A 15,052-nucleotide genomic window follows, 5' to 3' on the forward strand; every position below is an offset into this window, starting at 1 on the left:
CTATTGAACAGCTAGCGAATGTTAGCGATCGCCTTTAGCAGAACGGCGCGATGCCGATGAACGAGCGCCAGGTTTCTGGCCATTGGTGGCAGGTGGCGCTGCTTTACGTTTAGCCGATTTCTGTGGTAACGGTTTAGGAGTACGAGCCGGACGCTTGTCACCTCCAGGCTTGGCTCTGTGTTGCCGTCCATTTGGGATTGGTTCGGGGTTGGTATCGGGGTTAGGCGCAAAACCAGCAACCACTTCCTTCGGCAAGCGTTGCTCAATCAGTTTTTCGATATCTTTCAAGAGATGCTGTTCATCAATGCACACTAGCGATACAGCTTCACCTGATGCGCCAGCGCGACCGGTGCGACCAATACGATGAACATAATCTTCTGGTACATTGGGCAAATCAAAGTTAACAACATGGGGCAGTTCGCTGATGTCAAGCCCCCTAGCAGCTATGTCTGTCGCCACCAATACTTGTAAGGTGCCATTTTTGAACTTGGCCAGAGCGTTGGTACGCACAGGCTGGCTCTTATTACCGTGGATTGCCAAGGCTTGAATGCGGTCTTCGCCCAACTGCTTCACCAAACGATCAGCGCCATACTTGGTACGAGTGAACACTAGCACTTGATACCAATTGTCTCGCCGAATCAGATGAGCAAGTAATTGGCGTTTTTTGTCACGGTCTACTTGGTAAACTTTCTGGGCGATCGTATCGGCGGTAACGTTGCGGCGTGCTACCTCAATCATCGTTGGATTATTGAGTAGTCCGGCGGCTAGTGTCTTAATTTTGTCTGAGAAAGTCGCGAAAAATAACAAATTCTGTCGCTGTTTGGGCAAAAGTAAGAGGATGCGGCGGATATCATTAATAAAACCCATATCCAGCATCCGATCGGCTTCATCCAGCACCAAAACCTCAATCTGCGATAAATTCAGCGTACCCTGCTGTACGTGGTCTAGCAGTCGCCCTGGAGTCGCAACCAAAATATCCACTCGACCCCTCAAACGCTGTTTTTGCAGATTAATACTGACTCCACCAAATATCACCATCGAGTTGAGATTTAAGTACTTGCCGTACTCGCGCACGCTTTCTTCCACTTGGGCAGCGAGTTCGCGAGTCGGGGTGAGAATCAGTGCCCGGATTGGTGGGTATCCATTTGGCGTACCTTTGCTCTTATTAGACGACAATCGATGCAAGAGCGGCAGTGTAAAACTAGCGGTCTTTCCAGTGCCAGTTTGTGCCCCAGCTAATAAATCTTTACCCGACAAAACAGCAGGAATCGCCTGCATCTGGATTGGCGTGGGTTCCGTGTACCCTCGTTCGGTAACTGCACGGATAATTTCATTGGACAAGCCGAGATTGGAAAAAGACATAAGACTCCAAAAATAACATCGGCCTGTCGCCAATGATGGCGTCAGTCTTAGGCGGACGGATAAAAATCATTGAAAAGCTGGATGGGCAGTAGCGCAAAGACTGAGAGCGAGTGCCGCAGTGCTTCATTCTAACAGATTGGCGTTCATTGTGTTGTTTAAAGTTGCTCTGATTCTGTGTTGTGTTAAATTGGCATTACCTGCTTGTAAAGCAAAGTATTGAACAAATGGGAGAAATTCGTTATCGCAATCCAAAAGCAACTGATTAATTCACAAATCAAGTCACCTAGCGTCTTCTTGATCGACCATGAGAATAACAATCGTGGTCTAATCGACACCAATGAGGCGTTACAGCTAGCCGAAAGCTTAGAGCTTGACTTAGTTGTAGTCTCTCAAGGTAAAGACGCTCCAATCGCCAAGATTCTCAACTATGGCAAGCTTCAGTATCAAAAGAAAAAACGTCAAAGCCAAAGTGCTAGACCCACGGTAAAAGAAGTTCGATTCGGTCTAAACGTGGGTCTGGCTGATTACAATTTACGCATCGAACAAGCAGGTCAATGGTTGAGTAAAGGCGATTCTGTCAAGTTTGCCATTCGTTTACGAGGCCGAGAACATCAATATCGTGACAAAGCGGGAGAGATGCTAGACCGAATTGCAAACGATCTTAGTAAAGTAGGTAAGATCCAGTCGCTAGATAAACGTGCCCTAGTTATTCAAGTCATTCCTGCCTAGTTATCTAGCGATCGCTGGAGGATATAGTTGTAGCAGCTTGTAAGGAAGGCACTGTAGCTTCTATGAAAAAAACATTGGCATTCTCCCTGTTTAAGACAGCAAGGGGATTTTTTCATTGTGCATCAAGTCGTGCTTGCACAGAGCTACGCTGGAGATGATGAAATCTTAAACCAGTGGGGGATGCCATAACCCCAAGTACTGGGACATCAAAATATCCCAGATACTTTTTACGAATATTAATAGAGCCAACCCCATCTCTGTAGAACTCAAAGCCGCACTAACAATTAAAGGTGCGGCTTTTGGGTTTATGTCGTTTATCACTTTTTAGAGCGAAGATAATAGACCTCTTGCAGGTGTATTGTACGGAATCGTACTGACTAGGAGCCACTAAGTTTTTTACTCTTTAAACAATACTTAAATCTAAGTAACCCCTAAGTCTAAGAAATTTGAGAACAAATTCATCAATGGCAATATCTCTTAACTTCTCGTTACTAGGTTTATAGCCAGTAACGAATGATTGGTGGGATAAAACCCATTAGGAATTGGTTAACAGTCTCTTTCTATTCAGGGATTGAACTTATATGTCACCTGAATTGATAATGAATCTAAATATGTTTGCCCAGAAGTTACAGTCACTGCAAGAGCGTTTAGCTAACTTGTACGAAGATGCCAACACCGCAGTACAGCCAGAAAGCGATTTGCTGCTGGCAGTCTTGAAAGAACTTGATACTGCTTCAAAAATACTAGAGATAGCTACAGAGAAACTGTTCGAGCAAACTCAAAAATTGGTAAATGTACAAACGCGGCTTAGAGAAGTATACAAGCGCTACCAAGACCTATTAAATTTCATACCAAATGCTTACTTGGTGAGCGATACACAAGGGAAAATTCTGTCAGCTAATCGTGCCACTGCCACACTGTTCAATCTTCAACAACGATTTTTGGTAAACAAACCGTTAGTTTGTTTCATTGCAGTAGAAGAACGTCAGGCGTTTCGTTCCCAACTAAACCAGATGCACAGTTCTGAGTGTGACTATGTGCAAGAGTGGATATTACAGATACAGCCGCGTGACTGTGAGCCTTTTGAGGCTGCTATGACTGTAGCTCCTATCCGCGATGTTAAAGGCAAGTTAACAGGCTTGCGCTGGATGGTGCGCGACACCGATCGCGTCTCGTATCAGCCTCTATTATCGCTATAAAGGTGAGAAGGACTTTGTTCGTTATCTCTCTAGCTTAAACTTTAGCAAGCGATCGTATTCCTGTTTGATTACCTCATAACATTCGCAAGAAGCTTTTTCTAGTCCCTGCCGATCGATGGTTTTGATTTTCTTTCGGCTGCATTCGATGAGACCTTTCTTTTCTAGGATGTGGGCGGTTTCGGTAATACCAGAACGGCGCACGCCCAGCATATGGGAGAGGAACTCATGGGACAAAAATAGTTCATCGGAGTAGAGACGATCGCTCGACTCAAGCAACCAACGGGCCATGCGTTTTTCTATAGTATGAGTGCGGTTACAGGCAACATTCTGCGAGATTTGCGCGATATAAGCCTGTGTGTATTTGAGCAGCACGTCCCGCAACGACTTATTGGTGTCGAACTCGTGAAGCAGCAGATGTGCCTTCATTTTCACCGCCTTACCGGGAATCTGTATGATGTACTCGGTCTGCGTCGTCTCCTCACCGCCCATGAAGGCGTTGATCCCTACCATCTCGCGGCTTCCGACCACTCCGGCTTCTACTGTAATGCCGTCCATCATCGTGATGGTGACTGAGATCAGGCAGGTGAGCGGGAAGTAGACATCTTCGATGGCTTCGCCCGGTCTGTTGAGTATCTTGCCGGATGAAAGGTCTAGCTGCTCCAGTTTGCTTTCTATCCGCTTGTACACCTCGCGGGGCAAGGCGGTGAGCAGAAGGTTTTCAATAGCCATATTTTTGTTAGGGCTTGTTTTTTAATTATCAGTTTATGACCTTTCGACCAAACAAGCGCTACGCACCGGGAGATAACCAAATCAATCAGCACATTTAGTGATTAGGTGTGTCAAGGCATCAATCAGGCGATCGCTTTCCATTGGTACGATGTCCTGTCCATGCATCACATTTTGAGTAATATGAAAATGCACCAATGTTCCTAAGAGAATTCTTGCTGTTGCCTCTGGGTCAGGTATGTTTAATTCTGGAGCCGCCAAGTAGTGAGTGAGAGTTTCTGCTACTGGTTTAATCATCACCCGAACACAAATTTGAGCTAACTCAGGAAAACGCCCAGATTCTCCGATTAGTACTCGCATAAATGCACTATGTTCTTCGTCATTAAGCATCTGATCTAATGCTTTGGTTGCTACCTGGCGCAGTATTGTGGCTGGTTCTCCCTCAATCGGTTCTGTGCCAAAAATGGAGCTATTCTTTTTACTTGTCAGTTGCTCTAACAGTACTTTAAAAAGTCCTTCTTTATCTTGAAAGTGGCTGTAGACTGTCGCTTTAGAAACACCTGCTGCTACTGCTACCCGATCCATGCTTGTACCAGCATAGCCATGTTGAAGGAATTCTTGCATTGCCCCTTGCAGAATTTGCTCCACTTTATCAACGGAATTGTCTCGATCCACTTCGTCAGCTTTGATGCGTACCATTTATTAATCATCCTTTCTTATAAACAATATTAATAGATGCTGCAAAATGCCCCAGGATGAATGAAGGAGGCACGGGGCAGGAGGCAGGAGGCAGGGGGCAGGGGGCAGTCTTCCTCATGCTTTCGGTGATAAATATACCCTTCGATAAAGCCCAAAAGCCTCTATTATCAGCTTTCCTCTCTGCTACTTTCTTGTGGTAGACAATCAATCTTAATCGGAAATAGCATTTTGCTGGATAATGCCGAGTAAATTGATTGACAAGTTTGGTTGTATCTTCTTGACTAAACTAGTCCGTTTAGTTTAGCATAAATTGAACTGGACAGTTTAGTACAAGTTGCTACTGGTGGTAAGGGGAAAATAGTATGGAGCAAAACAGGAATTCAGAGGGTTTAAGGTCTTCTCAGAATCTTTTGCGATCGCCTCTTCTACTTGCAATTATTGCAGCTTTTGTGACAGGTGCATTCAGTGTTTATACAGTATTGAGGCTTCAGGCTACAGGTAATGAAAAGCAAAAAGCACCAGTAGCAGTTCAGCCTGTGGTAAAAACAGTAACAGCATTAGGGCGGTTGGAACCAAAGGGAGAGGTAATAAAACTGTCAGCGCCTTCTTCAATGGGTGAAGGAAATCGGGTACAGCAACTATTGGTGAAAGAAGGCGATCGCGTCAAAGCTGGGCAGGTAGTTGCGATCATGGACAACCGCGCTCGCCTACAAGCTACTTTGGCTGAAGCACAAAAACAAGTTCAAGTTGCCAAATCCCGCCTTAACCAGGTAAAAGCTGGAGCCAAACAGGGAGAAATTGGAGCGCGTCAAGCTACAGTGAATCGCGTACAAGTAGAACTACAAGGAAACATTAAAACTCAGCAAGCCACAATTAATCGTCTAGAAGCAGAACTCCTTGGGCAACAACGCAGCTTGCAAGCAACAGTAGCTCGCGTAGCCGCCGAAAAAAATAATGCCCAAGCTGACGTGCAGCGCTACGAAACTTTATACAAAGCAGGAGCAATTTCTAGCGAAGAAGTTGATAAAAGACGCCTAAGCGCTGAAACTTCTACTCAAGCCTTAATTGAAAGCCAAGCCACCCAGACAAGAACTGTAGCGACCCTACAACAGCAGCTTAACGAAGCAAAAGCCAACCAAAATCAAACCCTTGCCAGCTTGCAACAGCAGATTAACGAAGCAAAAGCTAACCTAAATCAAACCACTGAAGTTCGTCCTACAGATATAGCAAATGCACAGGCAGAGATAGACAGCGCTCAAGCCACCGTGGAGAAAATTAGAGCAGAACTGGCAGAGGCATACGTTGTGGCTCCTAAAGCCGGTCAAATTTTGGAAATAAATACACGAGCCGGAGAAACTGTTGGCAATGAAGGAATTGTGGCTTTAGGTCAAACCGACCAGATGTATGCAGTAGTAGAAGTGTACCAAAGTGATATCAAGAGAGTGCGTCCGGGACAACCGGTGCTGGTAAGCAGTGATTCCCTCCGCAATGAATTAGGGGGAAGAGTGGATTGGATTGGTATGCAGGTAAAGCGGCAAAATCTGATCAATGCTGACCCCTCTAGCAATATTGATGCCAGAGTAGTAGAAGTGCATGTGCAACTAAATAAACTATCCAGCCAAAATGCTTCTAACTTAACTAATTTACAAGTCAAGGCGGTGATTGAACTTTAAAGGGAATTGGGCATTGGGCACTTGTACTGAGCGTAGCCGAAGTATGGGGCATTGGGCGTTAGGAGTGCTGAGTTAGGAGTTAAGAGTTAAGAGTTTTGTTTATCTCCTTGTCCCCTTGTCCCCTTGTCCCCTTGTCCCCTTGTCCCCTCATCTCCCCTGCTCCCCCTGCTCCCTCCTCTCCCTCATTTCCCCACTCCCCACTCCCTCTTATGAAATTAATCGAACAAGTACGGCGGCGAACGCCTTTAGGATGGCTGCAACTAAGTCATGAAAAAGGTCGTCTTTTGGTGGCATTGTCAGGTATTGCCTTTGCCGATGTTTTGATGTTCATGCAGCTAGGGTTTCAGAATGCCCTGTTTGAAAGTAACACAATGCTGCATCGGAGTATGCAGGCTGATATGTTTGTCATCAGCCCGCAAGCACGTAATCTAGCATATATGTCTAGCTTTACGCGGCGGCGGTTGTATCAAGTAATGGATGTACCAGGTGTAAAGTCGGCAGAAGGAATGTATGTCAACATTGTTGATTGGAAAAATCCCCAAACACATCAGAAGACGACAATATTAGTTATGGGGTTCAATCCCGATCGGCAAATGTTGAACTTAGCGGATGTGAATCGCCAGATAGATGCTATTAAGCTACCAGATACTGTTCTGTTTGATCGCGCCTCTAGAGGAGATTATAATGATGCGATCGCCAAAATTGAACAAGGTAAAACAGTCACAACCGAAATAGAACGGCGGACAATTACCGTTAGCGGCTTATTTTCAGTCGGAGCTTCCTTCATAGCCGATGGTACTTTAATCACCAGCGACCAGAACTTTCTGCGATTATTTCCTAGACAAGAAGCAAGCAGTGTCAGTCTCGGTTTGGTGCAGTTGCAACCAGGCTATGACCCAAAACAGATGAAAGCAGCTTTAGAATCTCATTTAGATAATGATGTTAAAGTTTTAACCAAAGCAGAATTTCTCGAATTTGAAATAAATTATTGGAAAACAAATACGGCGATCGGATTTATCTTCAGCCTGGGTGTAGCAATGGGGTTTTTGGTGGGCGTGATTATCGTCTATCAAGTTCTTTCTACAGATGTGAATTCCCATATCAAAGAATACGCCACTTTCAAAGCAATGGGGTATAACAATCTCTATTTATTAGGTGTAGTGTTTGAAGAGGCGATAATTTTGGCGGTTTTAGGCTTTATCCCAGGAGCAATCGCACCTTTAGGACTTTATCATTTAACTCGTAATGCCACCAATTTGCCAGTTTACATGACCGTAGCACGAGCTTTGACGGTATTAACTCTGACAATGATTATGTGTATAATTTCTGGTGCGATCGCTACTCGGAAATTACAGTCTGCTGACCCCGCAGATATGTTTTGAAATTAGTCCTTTGTCATTAGTCATTTGTCATTTGTTACTCAAAAGGACTAATGACTAAGGACAAATGACAATCATCACGAGTAATCAAGCTATTTATGAGTAGTCAACCTGTAATTTCTGTTAAAAATCTCGACCACTATTTTGGTCATGGTCAACTCCGCAAGCAAGTTCTTTTTGATATCAATTTGGATATTAACGCTGGCGAAATTATTATTATGACTGGGCCTTCTGGTTCTGGTAAAACTACACTTCTCACTTTAGTTGGCGGCTTGCGTTCTGCCCAATCTGGCAGTTTGCAGATATTAGAACAAGAACTGTGTGGCGCTAACAAAGGACAACTTACCCAAGCACGACGCAATAACGGTTATATTTTCCAAGCCCACAATTTGCACGGTAGCCTGACAGCACTCCAGAACGTCAGAATGGGTTTGGAAGTGCATAATAATATTTCGGTGGCAGAAATGAAAACCCGGTCAGCCCAAATGTTAGAGGAGGTAGGATTAGGAGAACGCTTGAATTATTATCCTGATGATTTATCTGGAGGACAAAAACAAAGAGTTGCGATCGCTCGTGCGTTGGTCGGTCGTCCTAAAATAGTCTTAGCAGATGAACCCACCGCCGCCCTTGACAGTAAATCGGGACGAGATGTAGTTAACCTGATGCAAAAACTAGCTAAGGAACAAGATTGTACCATTCTATTGGTTACTCATGACAACCGCATTTTAGATATTGCCGATCGCATCGTTTATATGGAAGATGGCAAGTTAGTAAATGACAGTGCTGTTGTTGCAGCATCTTAAGCAGATTCTTTGTGAGCAATTCTCACAAATCCAATACAATCAACGAGCAACATATTTTTAGGGATTGTAATCAAAATTACTTTCTATATAAATGCCAGTTACATCTCCAGCATTGGTTTGGCCAATGACATATATACATTCACGATTCCAAAAACTACATCTAATCATTCTTAAATCGGAAAGATTTTGTGTCAAAAATTGATTTATTTTTTGATACTTGGGGTAAAAATTAACCATTTCATCTTTGTCCCATCTCCAAGATAAAGCTTCTGGGCTAAATTCATAAAATCTAGCAATATCAAGCATTCCTGCTTGATGTAGAGCTATTAACAGAGCTTTTTCTTTAGAGTTTGCTATCCCTGTGACTAAATAATGATTGAATCTATAATCATAACCACCACCGTAATAACCATAAATACTAATAGGTTGTAATTGATTGATGATTTGCTGAAATTCATCTTTCAATTTAGCGGTATTGCTATCCAAAGATGACTGCATTGTTAAATCAGGTATATTAGAGCATTTTATTTCTCTTTCTAATCTTGTCTCTCTAGCAACAGTTTGAGAAAAACAAAACCAATTATTTTCTTGGTTTTGCCCTAACACCACATAAAATGAATAGGCAGGAATTTGACTGAATTTAAAAACTTCTATATTGTAAATATTTTTTTGGATGGTATCAGCCAATGTCTGATATATCTTTGCTCTTTCATCAGCTAATTCAGAACTGATAATATCTTCATCTTCATAGTCACCAGGATCATCATCTGGGTTTAAATAACCGCGACGTTCTAATGCTTGCCAACTTTTTACAGCAACATCAATATCCGTTAGAGTTATCCATCCTCGATCGTATCCAAGATTAAGTAAACTAAAATACCCTTTTTGAGTTACATCCCAAAAGAAAGGTTCTAAACAGGAATTTTCATTATTTGGTAAATGGAAATTGAGGTATTGCTCAGTTAGAATTTCGAGAGTAGCTAAGATTTTTTCGGTTTCAAAATTCATACAATTAGCTATAATTAATTTTTAGGTTGATACTTAAGCAAATTATTTTTTTATTTACGATGATTATCATAACGATACTTGTAGCAAAGCAGTTTGAAATGGTTGCAACAGAATACCAAGAATTTTTTCAACATCATTGATATAGTTGAATACTATATCAATGTATGCTGTTAGTCCTTTCAACATTAAAAACCGCCAGTTGGTTCCACTAGTGACAACTCCATAGATTGTCTTAACTTCTTGTTGAGTATTTTGATTGAATGATTGGGCAGCTATCATAGTGGCAATACATTGTCCTAAACCACCTTTTATATTTTCATTTTTCGCCTCAACAATTGTAAGCACAGGCGCTTTAATGTAAAACTGTTCTTCAGAACCACAGAGAATGAAATCACAAAATCCATTCACTCCTTTACTACTATCTACATCAAAATCTGTTCTAGAAAACAGTGATATTTGATAATTTAACTGTCGTCTAACTTCCGTCAGAACTGGCATGATTAGTAATTCTGAACGCGCTTTTTCAGTGTTAATAGCAGTTGCTAATTGAATGTATTCTTCTAAGAGCGTTGTTAAGCTAGCGAAAGGTTGAATAGACGACACATCTTTGAATAAATTGCGCTTTTCATCAATTACAAGTTGAAATGTTTCCCGAACTTTGGCAAGTGTAAAATCACTGTATGCCATCTGCAACATCCTCAATTATTTACAAGTTATACCAATTCTCTAAAATCCAGCAACAAATTCAAATCCTGAAACCCCACGAAATCTGACATCTCTTAATTACGAATTACGAATTACGAACTTGTATTGAGCGCAGCCGAAATATTACGAATTAGTATTAACTCTAGCGGCTGCGCGGACAATCCGGTTGCTATCTTCAGCAAGTTGCTGGCGTAAAACGCTTGGAGTCCCTGAATTATCAGCAACGGCGTAGCGTTCTAGCCAGGATGCAGACTGCGCTGCTTGAGTCAGCACTTCATGAGGAGTTAGGGGATTAAGCAGTGTCACGAACCGCACAAAGGCATTTTCTGAACTCGCGTATTCTACAAGTATGCTTACTAAATCATCAGTGCTGGGGTTGTAGAGGCGGCTGAGTCCGCGCAATGTGGGACTGGTTTGGCGGGTGGTGGGTTGGACAACTAAATCGCGGAGGGTTTCGCGGATGGATGCAGGTGTGTTGGGATTTTGAGCAACTGCGCGGCGGACTTCGACTTTTTCATCGTTTGCCAGTTGTGTCAGTATTGTTTCAGGTAGGTTAGAATTGCTAGCCGCAGCAGTGCGTACACTGGAGTTTTCGTCACCTGCAAGAAGTTGTAAAACAGTAATTGGTGTATTGGAGTTAGTAGCTACTTCGTTAAAAAATCGCTCTAAAATACTAGTTGGTAAATTTTCCCTTCTTTCCAAAAGTTGTTGTTGAGTTGGGAACAGTTGATGCAATATTTCTTCCGTTGCATTTCTATGTTCTGCTATAACTGCTTGTATCGCTTTATCTTGATGTTCTGCTAGCACAGCCAACACATCTGCGGGTGTTTCTGGATTCTTCGCTACCGCTAACTGAATTTTGTACACTGCATCTCCAGCCAACTGCATCAGCGTCTCTGCTGTCGCTGAGGGATTTTGCGCCACAGCCAACCGCACCCACGCCCAACGACTCTGCCCCAGCATCCCTAGCTGTTCTGCATCTGTATTCCAGTCAGAGGCAATGGTATGCTGCCCTTCTACCAGTTCAATTAATGGTGGTGGACAACTGGGATTAAATTTCACTGCTAACCTAATTGGTAATTCCAAATCACCCGCCAACTGTTCCAATACTGCCAAGGGCGTTTCTGGTGATTCTGCTACCTGCAAGCGTGGTTCTAAAGTTGGCTCCTGTGCCAGTCGCTCTAACAGTTGCAACCGATAGCGCAAGGGCATTTGGGGATTTCGTAACCCTTGAATTAGTCGCTCGGCTGGAACCCACTCGCTGAGAAAGCAAGGAGGGACAGGCCCAATTTTGAGCAGTTCTACCGCCAATCGGTCGTTTTGCCCTAGCTGACGCTGTTGCAGGATTTCATCAACTGCTTGCTGCCAGCCTTCTGTTATTTCTCCTGCCAAATTTACGTGTAAGCTTGCTGCTTCTGCTACCTGCTCATCAGGACTATTAACTAGAATCTCTAGGAGACTACGCGGTGTCTGATGGAAACTAGCAACGGCTAATTGCAATGCTACTGACTGTTGCAATAACTCCTCTGGCGCTGACAAAAAACTTTGCAAATCCGATCCGCTAACTGGCTGAAGAGGTTGCATGGCTGTATAACTAAAAATAGTACAATTATACTATAAAAAATGCGTCAAAACTATTGTGAAAGTTCTGTATCACTATCTTTATAATTCCCAATAGCAAACATAATTAATACAGCAATCCTATTTGATTTGTGAAAATTGCAAGCTACAGGTATCCCAATGCGGTTTAGTTAACGTTATCTTTGAATGGGATTATAGCGGTTCTTCGCTGAGTGAGGTACATCATGTCATTAGGAAACACTATAATCATCAAAATTTGATATAAATTTCCACCGATCGCAATCACAGCAAATATTTTTTGTTATTTACTTAATTTGATTATGATTGTTGGCGCTGTTACAACCCGGAATTTTAAAACCGTTTACTATACCTGAGTACTTTCATAAAACAAAAGTAGTTTGCTAAAAACATAAACCTCTAATTCGGTAGAGATATTCGTTGTTATCCTAACCAGCTAAATCACTTCATCTAAGTAAAAGCTCAACAATTTCCAAATTATTTTATGGACTTGGAAGTGATAAATCAAGAATAACTGACTAAAGAAGTAGCAATTAGCAAACAATTACGGAGAAAAGCCTAATCTGTTCTTTTTTCTGCGCCACTAGTTAAGAGGTAATCTATGGTGCGAAACTCAAAGCTAGGGTACAGAACGTCCCCTAAGTCTATTCTGCGTCCATCCGTTGCTATAGGTATAACTATATCTTTATTGGTTGGCGGCATAAGTTTTTATATAGTAAAACGCGGGCAAAATTATGCCAATCAAGAGGCACAAGTGCCAGCAACACAATTGCCACAATTAAAAACAGTAACAGCTTTAGGGCGACTCGAACCACAGGGAAAGGTAATTAAACTCTCTGCTGCGGTGTCTGCGGAAGGAAGTCGGGTAGAAAAGTTATTAGTGAAAGAGGGGGATAAGGTAAAAGCAGGACAAGCGATCGCAATTTTGAACAGCCGCGATCGCCTCCAAGCAGCATTAAAAGAGGCGCAAGAACAAGTAAAAGTAGCCCAAGCAAACCTAAACCGCACCCAAGCAGGTGCTAAACGCGGTGAAATTGCCGCCCAAAAAGCTGCGATCGCTCGTCTAGAAGCCGAACGCCAAGGTGATATTAATGCCCAAGCCGCGACAATTGAGCGATTTCAAGCCGAAGTGCGTAACGCCCAAGCAGAAGACGAACGCTATCAGCAACTATATCAACAGGGCGCAATTTCCGCCTCGCAACGGGATAGCAAGCGTTTAAACTTGGAAACCGCTCAAAAAACCTTGCAAGAAGCCCAAGCACAGTTAAATCGTACCCAATCAACTAGTCAGCAACAAGTTAAACAAGCCACAGCAACACTCGATGAAATCGCCGAAGTGCGCGGAGTGGATGTAGAAGCTGCTAAAGCAGAAGTCAATCGTGCCCTAGCAGCGATGAATTTGGCAAAAGTTAATCTAGAACAAGCTGAAGTGCGATCGCCCCAAAATGGACAGGTATTTGAGATCCATACCCATCCTGGAGAATTAGTATCAAATGATGGCATTGCAGATATTGGACAAACCAGCCAGATGTATGTCATCGCCGAAGTCTACGAAAGCGATATCGGCAAAGTGCATTTAGGACAGCAAGTGCGAATCTTTGGTGATAACCTCCCGATTGAATTGCAGGGAATCGTAGATCGCAAAGGCTTGCAAGTGCGACGGCAGAATGTCATTAACACAGATCCCGTCAGCAATATCGACAACAGAGTAGTAGAAGTCCACATTCGACTAGATGAAACTTCCAGCCAAAAAGCCGCCACCTTAACCAATATGCAAGTTAAGGCAGTAATTGAATTGTGAAAAGGGGATTGGGGACTGGGTAGTGGGTACTGGGGACTGGGAGATTCTGAAGTAGATGAGTGGAGTTCTGAAGTCCCTCCCAATCCCCAGTCCCTAATCCCCCGTTCCTAATCCCAAGTCCCTAATCCCCAATCCCCAGTCCCTAATTATGAGATTGCTCAAACAACTGCAACGGCGAACTCCTCTAGGATGGCTGCAATTGAATCATGAAAAAAGCCGTCTTTTCGTAGCATTATCAGGCATTGCCTTTGCGGATCTTCTAATGTTCATGCAGCTAGGTTTTCAGACTGCGCTGTATGACAGTAACACTAGACTACATCGCAGTTTGCAAGCAGACATTGTTTTAACCAGTCCCCAAGCCCGTAACTTAGCAAGCTTGTCTACATTTTCTCGGCGGCGACTTTACCAAGCAATGGATATACCAGGGGTGAAGTCAGCACAACCAATGTATTTTAACAACACAATCTGGAAGAATCCCCAAACACACCGTGAGACAGGGGTGTTAGTTATCGGCTTTAACCCAGACAAACCAGCCTTTGACTTACCAGATGTTAACCAGCAATTACAAGCGATCAAAATGCCGGATACCGTCTTGTTCGATCGTGGTGCAAGAGGAGATTATCAAAAAGCGATCGCTCAAATTGACCAAGGTAAAACCCTGACTACTGAAATAGAACGGCGCACAATTACCATTAGTGGCTTATTCCAAGTCGGGGCTTCCTTTGGCTTTGATGGCAACCTGATTACCAGCGATCAAAATTTTCTGCGGCTATTTTCTGGGCGACAGTCCAGCAGTGTCAGTCTAGGTTTGATTCTTCTGAAACCAGGTTATGAACCGAAAAAAGTAGCAGCAATGCTCAAAGCCTACCTCAGAGATGATGTCAGAGTATTAACCCACGCCGAATTTATTGAATTTGAAAATAACTTCTGGAGAACAAATTCCCCAATTGGGTTTATTTTCAGTTTAGGTGTATCGATGGGGTTTGTAGTGGGCACGATCATCGTCTATCAAGTCCTCTCTAACGATGTTAATGCCCACGTTCGAGAATACGCCACCTTCAAAGCAATGGGATATCGCAATTATTACCTACTAGGTGTGGTGCTTGAAGAATCGTTGATCTTGGCAGCATTGGGCTTCTTTCCCGGACTGGGAGTGTCCTTAGTGCTTTATCAACTGACTCGCAGTGCTACAAATTTGCCCATGTACATGACCGCGATTCCGGCATTACAGGTATTAGTACTGACCATCATTATGTGTACAATTTCCGGTGCGATCGCCACCCGCAAACTCCAAGCCACCGATCCCGCTGATATGTTCTAAAAATTGTCATTTGTCATTGATCATTTGTCATTTGTTACTCAAAAGGAC

13 protein-coding genes are annotated in these 15,052 nt (G+C 43.1%); 7 read left to right on the top strand and 6 right to left on the bottom strand.

The genetic code is table 11. The annotated features are described in order from the left end of the window. Positions 1 to 21: 21 nt before the first annotated feature. Entirely contained in the window at positions 22 to 1,362 is a 1,341-nt protein-coding gene (locus RMZ95_RS09925) for a DEAD/DEAH box helicase (protein ID WP_322686826.1), read from the bottom strand. 216 nt (positions 1,363 to 1,578) lie between these two features. Between RMZ95_RS09925 and infC the strand changes: the two genes are divergently transcribed. Further along, on the top strand, positions 1,579 to 2,091 hold the full coding sequence (gene infC, locus RMZ95_RS09930) for a translation initiation factor IF-3 (RefSeq protein WP_322671380.1): 513 nt from the start codon (positions 1,579 to 1,581) through the stop codon (positions 2,089 to 2,091). Positions 2,092 to 2,672: 581 nt separating this feature from the next. Continuing rightward, positions 2,673 to 3,290 carry a PAS domain-containing protein gene (locus tag RMZ95_RS09935; RefSeq protein ID WP_322686825.1) on the top strand — a complete coding sequence of 206 codons (618 nt, stop codon included), beginning with the start codon at positions 2,673 to 2,675 and terminating at the stop codon, positions 3,288 to 3,290. A 21-nt stretch (positions 3,291 to 3,311) separates the two neighbouring features. Here the strand turns inward: RMZ95_RS09935 and RMZ95_RS09940 are convergent, their stop codons facing one another. Together RMZ95_RS09940 and RMZ95_RS09945 are read right to left on the bottom strand one after the other, a co-directional pair. Next, a complete protein-coding gene (locus tag RMZ95_RS09940; protein WP_322686824.1) occupies positions 3,312 to 4,019 on the bottom strand; it encodes a Crp/Fnr family transcriptional regulator in 708 nt (235 codons plus the stop codon). Positions 4,020 to 4,100: 81 nt separating this feature from the next. After that, the gene (locus RMZ95_RS09945) at positions 4,101 to 4,715 is read right to left on the bottom strand and encodes a TetR/AcrR family transcriptional regulator (RefSeq protein ID WP_322671383.1); all 615 of its coding nucleotides are present in this window, start codon (positions 4,713 to 4,715) and stop codon (positions 4,101 to 4,103) included. Between the two features lie 362 nt (positions 4,716 to 5,077). Between RMZ95_RS09945 and RMZ95_RS09950 the strand changes: the two genes are divergently transcribed. The 3 genes from RMZ95_RS09950 (at position 5,078) to RMZ95_RS09960 (ending at position 8,570) form a co-directional block, all read left to right on the top strand. Continuing rightward, on the top strand, positions 5,078 to 6,388 hold the full coding sequence (locus RMZ95_RS09950) for an HlyD family efflux transporter periplasmic adaptor subunit (RefSeq protein ID WP_322686823.1): 1,311 nt from the start codon (positions 5,078 to 5,080) through the stop codon (positions 6,386 to 6,388). 209 nt (positions 6,389 to 6,597) lie between these two features. After that, positions 6,598 to 7,770 (top strand): ABC transporter permease DevC, encoded by a 1,173-nt coding sequence (gene devC / locus RMZ95_RS09955; RefSeq protein WP_322671385.1) that lies wholly within the window; start codon positions 6,598 to 6,600, stop codon positions 7,768 to 7,770. Between the two features lie 95 nt (positions 7,771 to 7,865). Beyond that, a complete protein-coding gene (locus RMZ95_RS09960; RefSeq protein WP_322686822.1) occupies positions 7,866 to 8,570 on the top strand; it encodes a DevA family ABC transporter ATP-binding protein in 705 nt (234 codons plus the stop codon). A 57-nt stretch (positions 8,571 to 8,627) separates the two neighbouring features. Here RMZ95_RS09960 and RMZ95_RS09965 read toward each other — a convergent pair whose 3' ends face one another. The 3 genes from RMZ95_RS09965 to RMZ95_RS09975 all read right to left on the bottom strand — a co-directional run bounded on the left by RMZ95_RS09965 (position 8,628) and on the right by RMZ95_RS09975 (position 11,867). Continuing rightward, positions 8,628 to 9,578: a nuclease A inhibitor family protein gene (locus tag RMZ95_RS09965; RefSeq protein WP_322686821.1), complete on the bottom strand. Its 951-nt coding sequence runs from the start codon at positions 9,576 to 9,578 to the stop codon at positions 8,628 to 8,630. 66 nt (positions 9,579 to 9,644) lie between these two features. Next, positions 9,645 to 10,265 carry a hypothetical protein gene (locus RMZ95_RS09970; protein WP_322686820.1) on the bottom strand — a complete coding sequence of 207 codons (621 nt, stop codon included), beginning with the start codon at positions 10,263 to 10,265 and terminating at the stop codon, positions 9,645 to 9,647. A gap of 141 nt (positions 10,266 to 10,406) precedes the next feature. Next, complete coding sequence (locus RMZ95_RS09975) at positions 10,407 to 11,867, bottom strand: hypothetical protein (RefSeq protein ID WP_322686819.1); 1,461 nt, start codon at positions 11,865 to 11,867, stop codon at positions 10,407 to 10,409. Positions 11,868 to 12,486: 619 nt separating this feature from the next. On the opposite strand from RMZ95_RS09975, the gene RMZ95_RS09980 reads away from it, so the two are divergent. Together RMZ95_RS09980 and devC (RMZ95_RS09985) are read left to right on the top strand one after the other, a co-directional pair. Further along, positions 12,487 to 13,683, top strand: a complete 1,197-nt coding sequence (locus RMZ95_RS09980) for an ABC exporter membrane fusion protein (RefSeq protein ID WP_322686920.1) — start codon at positions 12,487 to 12,489, stop codon at positions 13,681 to 13,683. Positions 13,684 to 13,831: 148 nt separating this feature from the next. Beyond that, positions 13,832 to 15,004, top strand: coding sequence for an ABC transporter permease DevC (gene devC / locus RMZ95_RS09985; protein WP_322686818.1), 1,173 nt, complete (start codon positions 13,832 to 13,834; stop codon positions 15,002 to 15,004). Positions 15,005 to 15,052: the final 48 nt, after the last annotated feature.

Origin of the sequence: Nostoc sp. DedQUE07 (genome assembly GCF_034530975.2) — a bacterium.
Classification (GTDB): Bacteria; Cyanobacteriota; Cyanobacteriia; order Cyanobacteriales; family Nostocaceae; genus Nostoc.

Coding starts and splice junctions, on each gene's coding strand:
- RMZ95_RS09945 (WP_322671383.1), bottom strand. CDS start 4,715: ATGGTACGCATCAAAGCTGACGAAGTGGATCGAGACAATTCCGTTGAT.
- RMZ95_RS09950 (WP_322686823.1), top strand. CDS start 5,078: ATGGAGCAAAACAGGAATTCAGAGGGTTTAAGGTCTTCTCAGAATCTT.
- RMZ95_RS09940 (WP_322686824.1), bottom strand. CDS start 4,019: ATGGCTATTGAAAACCTTCTGCTCACCGCCTTGCCCCGCGAGGTGTAC.
- RMZ95_RS09925 (WP_322686826.1), bottom strand. CDS start 1,362: ATGTCTTTTTCCAATCTCGGCTTGTCCAATGAAATTATCCGTGCAGTT.
- devC (WP_322686818.1), top strand. CDS start 13,832: ATGAGATTGCTCAAACAACTGCAACGGCGAACTCCTCTAGGATGGCTG.
- RMZ95_RS09960 (WP_322686822.1), top strand. CDS start 7,866: ATGAGTAGTCAACCTGTAATTTCTGTTAAAAATCTCGACCACTATTTT.
- RMZ95_RS09975 (WP_322686819.1), bottom strand. CDS start 11,867: ATGCAACCTCTTCAGCCAGTTAGCGGATCGGATTTGCAAAGTTTTTTG.
- RMZ95_RS09970 (WP_322686820.1), bottom strand. CDS start 10,265: ATGGCATACAGTGATTTTACACTTGCCAAAGTTCGGGAAACATTTCAA.
- RMZ95_RS09965 (WP_322686821.1), bottom strand. CDS start 9,578: ATGAATTTTGAAACCGAAAAAATCTTAGCTACTCTCGAAATTCTAACT.
- devC (WP_322671385.1), top strand. CDS start 6,598: ATGAAATTAATCGAACAAGTACGGCGGCGAACGCCTTTAGGATGGCTG.
- RMZ95_RS09935 (WP_322686825.1), top strand. CDS start 2,673: ATGTCACCTGAATTGATAATGAATCTAAATATGTTTGCCCAGAAGTTA.